This window comes from Streptomyces sp. NPDC001933, from assembly GCF_042890955.1.
Classification (GTDB): Bacteria; Actinomycetota; Actinomycetes; order Streptomycetales; family Streptomycetaceae; genus Streptomyces.
Map to the genome: position 1 here is coordinate 357,559 of NZ_JBIASS010000007.1, position 13,764 is coordinate 371,322.

The 13,764-nt window shown below is 70.5% G+C and carries 13 protein-coding genes and 1 pseudogene; 10 read left to right on the plus strand and 4 right to left on the minus strand.

Annotated features, from left to right (window positions below):
* Window positions 1-25: 25 nt before the first annotated feature.
* Window positions 26-1,408: a helix-turn-helix domain-containing protein gene (locus ACFYY7_RS20330; protein ID WP_388663162.1), complete on the minus strand. Its 1,383-nt coding sequence runs from the start codon at window positions 1,406-1,408 to the stop codon at window positions 26-28.
* Between the two features lie 315 nt (window positions 1,409-1,723).
* Here ACFYY7_RS20330 and ACFYY7_RS20335 point away from each other — a divergent pair, with 315 nt between their 5' ends.
* A complete protein-coding gene (locus ACFYY7_RS20335; RefSeq protein ID WP_388663164.1) occupies window positions 1,724-2,464 on the plus strand; it encodes a DUF4232 domain-containing protein in 741 nt (246 codons plus the stop codon).
* Between the two features lie 43 nt (window positions 2,465-2,507).
* Here ACFYY7_RS20335 and ACFYY7_RS20340 read toward each other — a convergent pair whose 3' ends face one another.
* Both ACFYY7_RS20340 and ACFYY7_RS20345 read right to left on the minus strand, forming a co-directional pair.
* The gene (locus ACFYY7_RS20340; protein ID WP_388663166.1) at window positions 2,508-3,698 is read right to left on the minus strand and encodes a serine hydrolase domain-containing protein; all 1,191 of its coding nucleotides are present in this window, start codon (window positions 3,696-3,698) and stop codon (window positions 2,508-2,510) included.
* Between the two features lie 378 nt (window positions 3,699-4,076).
* Window positions 4,077-4,694, minus strand: coding sequence for a GNAT family N-acetyltransferase (locus ACFYY7_RS20345; RefSeq protein ID WP_388663168.1), 618 nt, complete (start codon window positions 4,692-4,694; stop codon window positions 4,077-4,079).
* A gap of 305 nt (window positions 4,695-4,999) precedes the next feature.
* Between ACFYY7_RS20345 and ACFYY7_RS20350 the strand changes: the two genes are divergently transcribed.
* The 9 genes and pseudogenes from ACFYY7_RS20350 (at window position 5,000) to ACFYY7_RS20390 (ending at window position 13,085) form a co-directional block, all read left to right on the plus strand.
* Window positions 5,000-5,803: a HEAT repeat domain-containing protein gene (locus tag ACFYY7_RS20350; RefSeq protein ID WP_388663170.1), complete on the plus strand. Its 804-nt coding sequence runs from the start codon at window positions 5,000-5,002 to the stop codon at window positions 5,801-5,803.
* A 117-nt stretch (window positions 5,804-5,920) separates the two neighbouring features.
* Window positions 5,921-6,706: pseudogene (locus tag ACFYY7_RS20355) on the plus strand (Scr1 family TA system antitoxin-like transcriptional regulator).
* Complete coding sequence (locus tag ACFYY7_RS20360) at window positions 6,703-6,954, plus strand: DUF397 domain-containing protein (RefSeq protein WP_388663172.1); 252 nt, start codon at window positions 6,703-6,705, stop codon at window positions 6,952-6,954. Before ACFYY7_RS20355 ends, ACFYY7_RS20360 begins: the two are co-directional and overlap by 4 nt.
* 30 nt (window positions 6,955-6,984) lie before the next feature.
* Window positions 6,985-7,656 (plus strand): 1,4-alpha-glucan branching protein, encoded by a 672-nt coding sequence (locus tag ACFYY7_RS20365; RefSeq protein WP_388663174.1) that lies wholly within the window; start codon window positions 6,985-6,987, stop codon window positions 7,654-7,656.
* Window positions 7,657-7,753: 97 nt separating this feature from the next.
* Window positions 7,754-8,545: a DUF4253 domain-containing protein gene (locus ACFYY7_RS20370; protein ID WP_388663176.1), complete on the plus strand. Its 792-nt coding sequence runs from the start codon at window positions 7,754-7,756 to the stop codon at window positions 8,543-8,545.
* Window positions 8,546-8,616: 71 nt separating this feature from the next.
* Window positions 8,617-8,988: a DUF983 domain-containing protein gene (locus ACFYY7_RS20375; RefSeq protein WP_388663178.1), complete on the plus strand. Its 372-nt coding sequence runs from the start codon at window positions 8,617-8,619 to the stop codon at window positions 8,986-8,988.
* Between the two features lie 25 nt (window positions 8,989-9,013).
* Window positions 9,014-9,472 carry a hypothetical protein gene (locus ACFYY7_RS20380; RefSeq protein WP_388663180.1) on the plus strand — a complete coding sequence of 153 codons (459 nt, stop codon included), beginning with the start codon at window positions 9,014-9,016 and terminating at the stop codon, window positions 9,470-9,472.
* A 313-nt stretch (window positions 9,473-9,785) separates the two neighbouring features.
* Window positions 9,786-11,621 (plus strand): transglycosylase domain-containing protein, encoded by a 1,836-nt coding sequence (locus ACFYY7_RS20385; protein ID WP_388663182.1) that lies wholly within the window; start codon window positions 9,786-9,788, stop codon window positions 11,619-11,621.
* A 186-nt stretch (window positions 11,622-11,807) separates the two neighbouring features.
* The gene (locus tag ACFYY7_RS20390) at window positions 11,808-13,085 is read left to right on the plus strand and encodes a choice-of-anchor A family protein (protein WP_388663184.1); all 1,278 of its coding nucleotides are present in this window, start codon (window positions 11,808-11,810) and stop codon (window positions 13,083-13,085) included.
* Between the two features lie 57 nt (window positions 13,086-13,142).
* On the opposite strand, the gene ACFYY7_RS20395 is transcribed toward ACFYY7_RS20390, so the two are convergent.
* Window positions 13,143-13,673, minus strand: coding sequence for a hypothetical protein (locus ACFYY7_RS20395; protein ID WP_388663186.1), 531 nt, complete (start codon window positions 13,671-13,673; stop codon window positions 13,143-13,145).
* Window positions 13,674-13,764 lie beyond the last annotated feature (91 nt).

Genomic DNA, 13,764 nt, shown 5'->3' on the forward strand with positions numbered 1-13,764 from the left:
CCGGTGGCCGTGACCACGAGGGACGCTAGTCCCACTCCTTGGTCACCCACTGGGCCGTGTCGTACCGGTACATGTACTTCGGCCGCGCCTGGATGCTGCTGGTACGGAACGGCTTCCCGCCGTCGTCGATGCGCAGCATCCCCGTCCGGCCGCCGCTGCTCCACTCCAGGTCCAGGTACCAGCTGACGTCGTGCCCTTCGACGTGGACCTTGAGGTCGAACACCTCCACATCGGTGGAGGACACCCGGAACGGGAAGTCCTTCGGCGGCACCCGCACATCCCCCTGCTGCCCCGCCACCGGCGTGAGGTTCGGCCGGCCGTCGTCGAGGTCGATGTCGAAGGACTGCGGGGTGATGCCGCTCCCGCAGCCCTCGCCCATCGAGTACGCCGACCACGCCAGCGGTGCCTTCCGGGACAGCGTCCGCACATGCAGTTCGTTCAGCACGACGGCCTGCCCCGACTTCCCCTGCACGGTGAGTTCGAGCTGCATGCTGCCGCCGTCCACCCCGCCGAGCGCCTTGGCCCAGCCCCGGGTGCCCTGTGGCGAGGGCGGCGGGGGCACGTCCTCCGGCTTCTGGTCCAACACGTAATGCTGGCCGCAGGGCTCTTCCCAGTTGTACGAGCTGATGGTGGCGCTCAGCGGCACGCCCCCGCTCTGCTGCCCACCCGAACCGGATCCCGTGCCGCGCCCCCCGGTCGTGGCGGAGGCGCCGCCGGACGGCGGGGACGAGACGGTCGCCGAGCCGGACGGCACGGGCTTGCCCGACTTCTTCGCCCCGCTCGGTGAGGCGGTGGCGCTCGCGTCGTGGCCGGGCCCGGCGAGCTCGGGCTCGTCCGGGTCCTTCGCGTCCACGGCGGGGGCGTTGCTGAGATCGTCCTTGTCCGTACCCGACAGATTGCTGACGACGATCGAGGTCGGCACGGTCAGCGCGACGACGGCGACGGCCGCGAGCAGCACCCGCGCCCGTGCGGAGGCCAGAAACCGCCGGGGCCGGCCCGCCCCGCCGACCAGGATCGCGGGTTCGGGTTCGCGTTCGGGCGTGAGCTCGGGAACCGCATCCCGCACCGGCTCCGCAGGCGCAGAAGCAGGCGCGGAAACAGGATCCGGATCAGGATCAGGCGCAGAAACAGCCTCGGGCGGCGCAGCCACGGCAGGGCGTCTACGCGCCGCATCCGCCACGATCCACCGCCGGTGCAGCTCCACCAGCTCCTCCGGGGTCGCCGCACACAAGCGCGCCAGCCGCTCCACCGGGGCGTACTCATTGGGCACCGCGTCCCCGTTGCAGTACCGGTGAAGTGTTGACGTACTGACGTGCAGTCTTCCGGCAAGGACCCCGTAACTGCGTCCCGAACGGTCCTTCAGTTCCTTCAGCAGAGCCGCGAATTCCACGGCCTCCGGCGTCGCCACTGCAGCGTTCCCCCTCCTGGTCCGTCCCGGAACACCGTTCCAGGGACGTGGAATCTGCCCAGGTCACAGTACGCGCAGCCATTCCAGCATCCCCAATGGGCTGTTCGGCGTTGCGGCCGGAATCCGCCACCCCGCAATCTGTTGACACACCGCAGCGACCACCGGGACAACGCAGTGCGAATCCACTTCCGCATCGAGCTCATCGATGCCGTGGCCATCGGCGTGGTGATCGTGTCCACCGCGATCGTCATAGCTCTGATCTGCCACAACTGACCGAACGACAACACCGGCCCACACACGGGGAGTACCACCACCATGCGCAACAACCGCATCCGCACCACCGCCCTCGCCGCGACCGCCCTCCTGGCCGCCCTCTCGCTCACCGCCTGCAACGGCACCGAGGACGACGCAAAGTCCGGGCTGTCGGCCGCGGCGAGCGACTCCGCCGCCACGGACACGGGCAAGGAAACGGGCAAGGACACCGAGGGGACCGGAGCCGACACCGACTCCGGCACCGACTCCGGGTCCCCGGCCGAGAACACGGCCTCCGGCTCCAAGAACTCCACCGGCTCCACCAGCGGCCGGAAGAGCGACACCAACGGCCAGAACAGCACCACCGGGAACAGCAGCAAGTCCCCCGTCACCTGCACCGGCTCGAACACCAAGGTCACCGTCACCAAGGTGAGCCGCCCCATCAACCACCTGCTGCTCACCGCGACCAACACCGGTTCCGGCCCCTGCTACGCGTACCACGCCCCGGCGCTCCGGTTCGACGACGCCCAGGCCGCCTTCCCGGTCCTCCGCGACAGCATCCCGCAGGCCGTGGTCACCCTTGAGCCGGGGCAGTCCGCCTACGCCTCGATCGGGCTGTCCGGTGAGCCCGACGGCCAGGAACTGCACAAGGGCACCCACCTCTCGGTGTACTTCACCGGCAAGGCCAACCAGGGCTCCACGGGCGCCCCGGCCGAGCTGACGCTCCCCGCCGGCACCTCCTGGGGCGACAACGGCTTCGTCACCTACTGGCAGAGCGAAATGGACGCCGCCCTCACGTACTGATCCTCCGGTGTCCGGTCCCGCTGAAGGCGGCGAGCCCGGCAGGCTACCCGCGGGCCGAGGGACGGCCCGCGGAGAGCGCCGTCCGGACCGCCGCCTCGATGTCATCGCTCTGGGCGTCCGACCCCCCGGGGCCGAGATTCACCATGACCGTCGCCCGCCTGCCGTCGACCGTGGCACCGGCCATCGTCTCGAACCCCAGGAAGTCACCGGCGTGCCCCCAGTAGAGACCCCCGCCGGGCAGCGGCCTGCTCTCCAGACCGAGGCCGTACGCACGGCCGTCCTCGTTGCCGGTGTCCCGGGTCCTCATCATTTCCCGGAGCTCGGCCGGGCGCAGCAGGTCGCCGCGGAGGAGGGCGCCCAGGAACCGGTTGAGGTCGGTGCCGCTGGAGATCATCCCGCCGGCCGCGCCGCCGACGGACGGGTCGACCTCCGTGATGTCCAGGAGCGGCACGTCCTTGCCGGGCTGCGCGTACCCGCGCGGGTGCGGTCCGGGGATCGCCGGGCCGAGCGGTACGGACGTCTCGCACAGGTGCAGCGGTTCGATGATGCGCTCACGGACCTCCTGGGCGTACGTGTGGCCGGTCACCCTCTTGATGATCAGGCCGGCGAGCAGGTAATTCGTGTTGGAGTAGTCCCAGTCGGTGCCCGGCTCGAAGACCCGGGGGTACTTGAGCGCCATGTCCACGAGGTCGCGGGGGTCGTAGCGGACCAGCGGGTCCGCGACGACTTCCTGCGGCTTGAGGTGGTCGAGGAAATCGGGCAGGCCGCTGGTGTGCTGGAGCAGCTGGCGGACGGTGATCTTCCGCCCGTCGTTGCCGTGACCGCGGACGACGCCGGGCAGGTAGCGCTCGACCGGGGCGTCGAGTCGGACGCGATGCTCTCCCACCAGTTGGAGCATGGTCGTCGCCGTGAACATCTTGGTCATGCTGCCGATCCGGAACCGGCTGTCGCGGTGAACCGGCGCCTGGCTCCTCACGTCCGCGACACCGCTGGTCAGCACCGTGCTGCCGCGCCGGTCCCGCACTTCGACGAGGGCTCCGGGCGCGCCGTCGACGGTGGTCAGCCGCTGCAGGATCTTCTGCAGCCGGACCTGGTCGGTGGCGGACCCGTGGCCTGCGGACTCCGCGGCGGCAGTCGTGGCGGCGGCGCTCCCCGGGAGCGCTGCTCCCCCGACGCCGATCGCCACGGCGAGTGTGAGTGCGCCGGCCAACGCCGCACGCTTGCGCTTCGTCACGTGTACGTCCTCGATCCTCGAAGTCACGGCAGCGGCGAGGCATTTGAAGGCCCTTCAAGCACCGCTGCTCCGTGCCCTCCACGGTGCCCGCCGGGTGCGGGTCGGCACGATGGGGCGGTCATCCGGATCGGTGGTCGGGGTATCCCCCCTTGGCGCGGCGACCGCACCCCACTCCGTGACCACATTGAGGACGCCGTCGTGGGCGGCTTCGACGACCCGTGCGACGGAGAGGCGGACGCCATGTTCACCGAGAACTCGCTGATCGACGACGACCCGGTGCACAGCGACCGCCTCCTGGGCGCCGACAAGCTCTAGCCGCTCCCCGACTGCTGCGGAACGCGGAGTCGGTCAGTCAGCCAGCCAGTCGGTACGCGGGCCTCAGACACCGTCCGGCGTACGGGGAGCGCGCCGCATGGCCCACAGCACCGGTCCGCCGCCCGGCAGTTGCGCCTCGCCGAGCACGGTGAAGCCGAAGTGCTCGTAGAAGGGCAGGTTGTCCGGCTTGGAGGACTCCAGGTAGACGGGCAGGCCCGCCGCGTCGGCCTTGGCCAGGCCCGAGCGCAGCAGCGCGGCCCCGTGCCCCTGCCCCCGGGCGGCCGGGTCCGCGCCAACCACGGCCAGGTACCAGTGCGGTTCCTTCGGCCCGTGCTCGGCCGCCCCTGCGACGGCCTCACGGAACAGCGAAGCACGGTCGCCGAGGATGTCCTCTAGCTCCTGGACGGTCTCCGCGTCGGGAACGGCCTTCTCCTGGCCCTCCGGCGACACCCAGAAGGCGGCCGCCGCGCCGGTCCGCTCGCACACGCCGTGCCGCACGTACTGCCGGGCGAAGATCGTACTGAAGTAGCGGGCCATCCCCTCCTCGCGGGAGGAGTCCTCGGGGAAGAACCAGCGCATCATCGGGTCGTCGTCGAAGGCACTGGCCAGCATGCGGCCGATCTCCTCAGCATCGTCGACCGTTGCCGTTTCAGGGGTGTTCGTCATCGACATACGACCCATTCTGCACTCTTGGTGATCAACAACGACCGGCGGGCGGCCCGTTACCCGATCCAGGTCTCCACGGATTCGGCGCTGTACACGGGTACCCCGAGAAAGAGGTTCGACGAAGGGCGGCCGATGGCCGCGACGTTCACGACCGTCATCTCGACCCGCCGACGCCCGCTGGACGTGTCCCGCCGGCGCAGCCACTGCCCGGCCCCCAGCCGACGGGCAGGAGGAGCGGTGACCCGCCGGTTCCGGTCGGCGAAGACACGTACGCACACCGGACCCGGCCGGGCGCACACCCACTCGTTAGCATCGCCCGCATGGCAATGTTCGTGCACCTGACACCCGCGGCGAACGCTCCACGCGTCCGCCGCTCCGGAATACGGGCCATCAGCCACGGTCGCGACGCCTCACTGCCACGGGGCCTCTACTGCTTCCCCGTCCTCCCCTCGTACACCCTCACCCACCAGTGGCTGCGCGAACTGTCCAGGCGCAGCGGTCCGCGCGGACTCGTCGCCGTGCACATCCGTCTGCCGGACGACGAGCCCGTCACCCTGGGCCCCTACAACCGCGCCCCCGCGACCGTCACGGCCGCCGAAGCCGTACGCCGGGTCGCCGCCCTGCCCGACCCGCGCGGCTGGGAGGTGTTCGTCCCCCGGACGGTCACCAAGCGCGAGGTGCACCGCATCCGCGCCGTCAGCCAGGTCACCGGCTGGCGCTACTTCCCCGGCTCGAACGGAAAAGTGCCCTGCACCTGCTTCGGCTGCCGGGTACGCGGCGAGTACGGCTCGCAGCGCCTGCGGCAACGCCGCCCGCACCCGCTCGACGGCCCTCCCCCCGCCTCCGCTGTCCTCCTGCGCCAAATCGCCGCGGCGGGCAGCCCCGGCGACTCCGAACAGCTCGTCCAGGCCCTCCACTGGTTCGGGATGCGCCGACGCGGACCGGTCGGCCAACTGGCCCACCTCGCGGACCACCCGGACCCGAAGGTCCGCAGAGCCCTCGTATGGGCCGTCGAGAACTGGTCGAGCCCGGCCGCCACGGAACTCCTCCACCGCCTCGCCCAGGACGCGGACGCGACGGTCCGGGAGGCCGTCGAATGGACCCAGCCCGAGCCCCGTTCCTGACGGGACTCGCACCCGTACAGATTTCTTGTACGGGTCATGCGCGCGTGACGCGAGCTCGCACGTGGAAGTTCGCTCCGTATGCACCCCGGAAAGCGGAAGCGCAAGAACGCGTCGGCAATGAAACTCGTGGGCAAACTGGTCGCCGTCTTCCGCCGGGCGGCCGGCCTGACCCAGGCCCAACTCGCCGACCTGGTGGGCCATCAGGTGGAGACGATCGCCTCCATCGAACAGGGCAGACGCGCTCTACTGCCCGACCTCGCGGCCCAGCTGGACGAACGGCTGGACACCAAGGGCGCGTTGAAGGAGGCAGTGGCGAACATGCCGGAGATCGACCTGATCCCGGCGTGAGTGGAGGAGTACTTGGACCTGGAGCGGGAGGCCCTGGCGCTGTGCTTCTTCGCAAACCAGGTCCTGCCCGGCTTGCTCCAGACCGAGAACTACGCACGTGCAGTGTTCGACAGCCGAGTTCCCACGTTCAGCAGGGAGGAGATCGACACACACGTCGGCACACGACTGGAGCGCCAGGAGATCTTGCGCCGCGAAGTGCCGCCGACCACCAGCTTCGTCCTCTCCGAGGCCATTGTCCGAGACCGCCTCGGGGGCAATGAGGTGTACCGGGAAACCTTGCACCGCCTCCGGGACTGCGCCGGCATGGCGGGCATCTCTCTCCAGGTCATGCCGCTGGGCCGGACGACCCACGCGGCGCTCGACGGGCCGTTCATCCTGCTGGAAACGCCGGACTATCAACGCGTCGCGTACACCGAAACTCAGCGCGGCAGCCAGCTCATCTCCAACCCGGACGAGATCAGCATCCTCGCCCAGAGATATGCAATGCTGCGAACACAGGCTCTCAACGCCGAGGAAACGAAGGGCCTGTTGGACCGGCTGCTAGGAGAGTTATGAGCACCGCACGAGAGTGGTTCAAGTCCAGCTACAGCGGCAGTGACGGCGGCGAGTGCCTCGAAGTCGCCTACGAATGGCAGAAGTCGAGCCACAGCGGCAGCGAAGGCGGGCACTGCGTCGAGATCGCCGCCCACCCCGCCGCGATCCACATCCGCGACTCCAAGAACCCCGACGGCCCCGTCCTCACCGTCGCCCCCACCACCTGGACGGCCTTCGCCGGCTTCGCCGCTGACCCGCGACTCGTCTGAGCCCACGTCCCCGGGAGGAATACCACCGCCATGGCTGTCATCCACCACACCACCCTGTCGCCCACCAAGCTGGAACTCCTCAGCACCTGGCTGCCCGCACAGCCCTGGTACCGCGGCACGGGGCAGCAGCCCGAGCTGGCCCGGACCGGCGGATTCCGCCTGGACGACCCGAAGGGCGAGGTCGGGATCGAGTTCATGGTGGTCACCGACACCTCGGGGGACCAACCAGCCGAGTACCAGGTGCTGTTCAGCTACCGAGGCGCACCGCTCCCGGGCGCCGACGACGCACTCATCGGCACGACCGAACACGGCGTGCTGGGGCAGCGCTGGGTGTACGACGGGGCGCATGACCCGGTCGTCGTGGCCCAGCTCCTCGCGCTCGTCGTCGGCCAGGCCGAGCCGCAGATGCAGAGCACGAGCGACACCCCGGACCCGTCCGTCACCGCCCGGCTCGACGAACCCGGCATCACGGCGGAGCTCGCCGCCTCCACCGCCACCAACAGCCCGGACGGCACAGCCATCCTGGTCACGACGGCACCCGACGGGCGCCGACTCACCCTCCACATCAACCGCGAACTCCGGCCCGGCCGGCCCGGCCGGAGCGCGAACGGCCAGGCACTCGGCCACGTCACCGCGCCCGCACCACTGCCCGACGGCACCACGGCGCCCACCACGTTCGTCGAGGTTCACGCACACCCGTAGCCGCACCGCACCGCCCCGCACCGCCGCGCCCCGCACCGCGCCGCACCCCACTGCGGCGCCCGGCCGGTTGTCAGTGGCCGCGCCTAGAGTCGTAGTCATGGCGATGCTCCCGAATCCGCTCCCGTCCCTGGCCACGTCAGGGCTCCAACTCCCGCCCGGCTCACTGGTGGACGCCACGATCGACGGCACCTGGCACGAGCCGCTGCTCTGGTGTGCCGACGAGCCCGCGACCCACGGCACATGGCGCACGCTGCGCGCGGCCGGGCGGGCGGTCGGGCTGCTCCCCGTGCTGATGGACGGCGGGCGGCGCGACCAGTGGCCCGACACCTGGGACCTGATCCCGGACAGCACGTCGTACCCCGGCGATCACGACGCCGAGGAGGTGCTCAGCGAGTACTGGGAGGACTGCGCGCCCGAGGAGCTCGACGCCGCCGAGGGCGACTGGCCGGGCCTGGCCCCCGTCCCGGCCGCCAAGGGGCAGGACACCCCCGACGACCTGGCGGCCGCGATCGCCGAGGAGTGCGTCGGCCCGGACGGCTGGTACGCCGGTTCACGGCTGGCGCTCGTCCCGGCCCGGCGCAGCGCGGACATACCGGCGGCGATCGGCTGGTCGGGTCCGGTCAACTACGAGGAGGACACGGCCCGGCTCAGTGCCGTGCTCCGCTCCTGGGAGGACCGCTTCGGCATACGGGTCGTGGTGCTGGGCTTCGACACCCTGATGGTCTCGGTGGGCCGCCCGCCCACCACCCTCCCGGAGGCCCGCGCGGTCGCCGCCGAGCACTTCGCGTTCTGCCCGGACAACATCGAGCAGAACCCGCCGTACGACCTGGACGTCTACGCCGAGAAGATGGTGCTGAACCAGGAGACCTGGTCCTTCTGGTGGGACTGACCCGAAGTGACCGGAGACCTTGGGTACGGCAACTCATGTGCCGTACCGGGGCGCCCGGTTGAATCACACGCATGCCCGACAACGTCACGGACGAAGCCCCCGTCCGCACCGACAGCACCGACGGCCCCCGGCACACCTGGATCGCCTCGCTGATCTCCACGGTCGTCACGCTCCCGCTCGCGTTCTTCGCCCTGGTGTACAGCATGCTTTCGCCGATGGCCTGCGACTCCTGCTCGGAGGCGGATGCCGACCGATTCGACGCGAGTTTCGGCCCGGCCTGGACGGTCTCCTGCTGCGGCCTGCTCCTGGCCCTGGTCGTCCTGGTGGCGAGCTGGGTGTTCACCAGGCGCAGGCCACCGGCCGCGATCGGCCTCGCCGTGGCCGCACCCGCCACCGTGTTCTTCACCTGGGTCGCCTTCATGACCCTGATCAACTGGCCCTGAGCCTTCGGACGGAGGAACGCCGCCCATGAACCCCGAACCGGCCCCGGACGACACCACCCGCACCGCCCGCGCCGACCGCCTCGCCCGCCTCGTCGAGGAGTACCGCGCCCTGTCGGCCGACAGCGACAGGAAGCGCGAGATCATCGCCGAACTGGACGGCAACACGGCCGCGCAGCCGTTCCTCGTCTCGGTGCTCGCCGACACGGGCGAGTACGACCTCGCCCGCGTCGAGTGCGCCACGGTCCTGCGCCTGTGGCCCCCGGCCGACCCCGACCTGCGCCACCGCGCGGGCAGAGCACTGCTGGCGGCGCTGAACGACCCCGAGGAGGATCTGGTGCGCCAGTACGCGGCGATGGCGCTCGGCCCCTACGCATCGGACGACCCGGCGCTCGCCGAGGCCCTGATCGCCGCCGGAGAATCCGAGGAGGACCCCCTCGTCCGGGCCTGCGCGAGGTCGGCCCTGGAAGAGGCGGGCCTCGCCTGAGCGCACCCGGCCGCAGGACCGGCCGGCAAAGCCGGGCATCGCGGACTGTTCCTCCGGAAAGGCCGTCCGGTACAGGGTCACCGCTCCCACCGGACAGGCCCCGAGACAACCTGATCGCGATCCGGAACATCTTCTCTCACAAGCCCGCGCCACCGGTACGGGACGGTGAACGAGGAGCTGGACCATGGCCCGACGCCCCAACCGCCCGACCCGCCCGCCCCGCCTTCGCAGACTCGCTGTCGACTACCCCCGCCGGGGGAAACGCACTTGGCGTCGCTGGGTCCCGTCGTGGCGGCAGGTGCTGAGCGGGGTCATGCTCGGACTCGTCGCGCTGGCAGGCCTGTTCGCCGCGGTGTACGCGTCCGTCGACATCCCGGACGAGAACGACGAGGCGCGCAGGCAGGGCACCGTCTACTACTGGGCCGACGGCAGCCAGTTGGTGAGCGTGGGCGCGGTCAACCGGCAGAACGTCACGCTCGCCGACATACCCGATCCGGTGGAGAACGCGGTCATCGCCGCCGAGAACGAGACCTTCTACTCCGACCCCGGAGTATCGGCGACGGGAATCGCCCGCGCGGCCGTAAGCATCGTCACGGGCGGTGAGACCCAGGGCGGCTCCACCATCACCCAGCAGTACGTGAAGAACACCTATCTCAGCCAGGAGCAGTCGGCCACCCGCAAGTTCAAGGAATTCTTCATCTCGCTGAAGCTGAACAACAAGCAGAGCAAGAAGGAGATCCTCCAGGGGTATCTGAACACCAGCTGGTTCGGCCGCGGCGCCTACGGCATCCAGGCAGCGGCGAACGCGTACTACGGAATCCCCGCGAAGGACCTGGACCCCAGCCAGGCGGCGCTGCTCGCGTCCCTGCTCAAGGGGGCGGAGCAGTACGACCCCGCAGGCAGCAAGGCCAACCACGAACGCGCCGTCGACCGCTGGGAGTGGATCCTCGACCGGCAGGTGGAGACCGGCACGATGACGAAGGCCGAGCGGGCCGCGTACCGGAAGTTCCCCGAGCCGAAGCCGGCCGCCAAGCCGACCAGCCTCGGCGGCCAGACCGGCTATCTCGTCGACATCGCCAACAAGTACATCAAGAAGCGTTCGGGCCTCACCGACAAGGACCTCTTCCGGGGCGGCTACCGGGTGCACACCACCTTCGACAAGGCCAGGGTGGGGCAGCTGGAACGGGCCGTGCGGAGCGTACGCGAGCGCGACCTCGACCCCGAGAAGCGTCCCGAGGACAAGTACGTCGAGGTCGGCGCCGCATCCGTGCGCTCCGACGGGGCCGTGGTCGCGGTGTACGGCGGAGCCGACGCGGTCACCCACTTCGCCAATAACGCCGACACCGCGGGCGTCCCCGTCGGCTCGGCCTTCAAGCCCTTCGTGCTGGCCGCGGCCCTTCAGCACGGCGACGGGATCACCCTGGACAGCGGCTACGACAGTGGCGGGCGTCTGATCAAGGACGGCCCGTACGCGCCCCCCGCCCCGTCGGGTTCCGGCCCCGGCCAGGCGATGGTCACGGCGCCGACTTCCCTGCGCGACGCACTGATCAAGTCGTCCAACGCCACCTTCGTGCTGCTCGGCAAGGACATCGGGCTGAAGAAGGTGAAGGAACTGGCGGTATCGGCCGGGCTGCACGAGGAGAGCCTGGCCCGTCTGGACAAGTCCTTCCCCCTCGGCACGTCCACACCGAGCGCGGTCAGGATGGCGGACGCGTACACCGCCTTCAGCAACGACGGCATGCGGGCCGATCCCTACTCGGTGACCAGGATGACCCGGGACGGCGAGGCGGTCGAGGGCTTCGGGAAGCCCGAGCCGCGGCGCGCGATGGACGCCTCGGTGGCCAACGACGTGAACAACACCCTGGGGATGGTGGCCTGGACGCGGCTGGGCCGGGACGGGAAGTTCAACACGTTCGCCCGGACCGCGGCCACCGACGACCTCGCGGCGGGCGCGACCGGCAAGGACGACCGGATGAAGTCGGCCTGGTTCATCGGCCGCACCGAAGGGCTGACCACGGCCGTCACGATGTTCCGCAACAAGCCGGGCACCCCTCAACTACTGGGAATGCAAGGCGTGGGCGGGCCCGATTCGGAACGCGGCAACGTCTTCCCGCTCCGGATCTGGAACGCCTACGTCACGGGGAAGTAGGCCCATGGGTCAGGGGCCGACAACGGCGTGAGGCCGAGAGCCGGCAACGACACGGGGCCAAGAACTGACGACCGGACAGAACAACGCTCTGTGCATTGGTCTTGACCAATATCCTATCGTGTGAAGAACTTGGCCGAAGCTGCCACGGAATCTTTACAAGCACCTCCGCTGGAGAGACACGTCCCCATGCGCATATCCGCAACCGCCGCCACCGCATCCGCAGTTCTCGGCGGAGCCCTCGTCCTCGGTCTCACGGCCGTCCCCGCCGCCCAGGCCGCGCCCGCCGCCGACCCGGCGGCCTGCACCACCGATGCCTTCGGGATCGCCGGAAAGTACGGCGAGTTCGTCCTCGGTGACGACGTCCACACCCCCGACGCGGAAGGCGCGGTGGCCGTGGGCGGCAACGCCGACTTCCGCGGCGGCTTCAGCGCCGCCAACGAACTGACGGCCGCCGAGGTCGACGCCCTGCCCGGCCGGGCGTCGCTCGTCGTCCGCGGCGACCTGCTCAACGGCAGTTCGGTCACCGCGGTGATGAAGGGCAACGCGGTAGTCGGCGGCAAGGTCAGCGACCGCGCCCTCGAAATGCACTCCGGCACCTTCAGCAAGAACGCCGGACTGATCGATTTCGACGCCGAGTTCGGCAAGCTCCGGTCGTACTCCGCCGCACTGGCGAAGGAACCGGCAACCGGCGGCACCGAAGTGGAACTGAGCGGCAGCAAGCTCACCCTGGAGGGCGGGAACACCACCCGCAACATCTTCAAGGTGACGGCCGATCAGCTGGAAGCGGCCAAGGACATCTACCTCAAGGTCCCCGCCGGCTCCACCACGGTCGTCAACGTCAGCGGCACGACGTACGACATGGCCAGGGCCGGCACGACCGGCTTCTTCCTCTCCGGCGGCCAGGACTACGTACTGGACGACAAGCTCCAGAGCGCCTCCGACGGCAAGGTCCGCGCCCGCCTGCTGTGGAACTTCCCCGAGGCCACCACCGTCACCAAGAGCAGCCAGGCCGCCTGGCCCGGCAGCGTGCTGGCACCCGGCGCACACCTGGAGCTGGGCACCGGCGCCCCGGTCAACGGCTCGGTGTGGGTCGCCTCGCTGCACGGCTCGGGCGGCGCGGAGACGCACCACTTCCCCTTCACCGGCTGCCTCCCGGAGACCGGCGGGACCACGCCTCCGACCACCCCGACCCCGGGCAACACCCCCGGCACCACACCCCCGACCGGCACGCCCTCCACCCCGGCGACCACACCGCCCGCGAGCGGCACCCCGTCCGCCGGCCCGTCCGAGTCCGCACCGGCCACCCCGGCCCCGTCGCAGAGCACGACGCCCGGCGGCAAGGACGGCGACCTGGCCTCGACCGGCAGCAGCGGCACGATCCCGCTGGTCATCGGCACCGCCGTGGTCCTCGCCGCGGGCACCGGCCTGACCGTGGCGGCACGCCGCCGCTCCAAGCGGGCCTGACACAGCACGGTGCCTGTGGGAACCCCGCACCCGCGGGGCCCACAGGCACCGTCACCGTCACTGAGCCAGCCACTCCCGCAGCAGCCGCTCCCGCTCCGTCCCCCGGGGCGTCCCGTCCCCCGATGTACGGCCCCACTCGGACATCGCCGCCAGCGTCGTGGACATCGTCGCGGCACCCTCCGTGAGGCGGGCCATCAGGGCGCGGGAGAGGTCGACCTCGGTCTGGGGGTAACCGACGGCCGCAGCCGCGTAGGCCGCCAGCCGGTGCTCGCCCCTGGACGATTCCACGCGCACCCGCATCATCGGCGGGGGACCCTCCACCCGGCCCGAGCCCATGGGCAGAGCCAGGCTCATCACCATGTCCACAGCCAGGTCCTTGGCCACGCCTGCCCGCCGCATCAGGGAGTTCTCGGGGACGTCCGCCACCGTCAGGGCACGCACGTCCTCCCACAGGTAGAGGCCGGACTGTCCGTCGCCGACCGCCACCACCCCCTCGGGAGTCAGCCGCACCCCGGGCCCCATCCCGGACGGCTTCGCGCCCACGTACACATCGCCCTCGGCGATCCAGAACAGGCCGACCATGGCCATGCGTTGCTCACTTCTCCCGATGACGGCACCGCCGTCATGCCGTCACACGTCGAACGATCGAATTCGAATCGTCCTCCGCAACACACGAAGA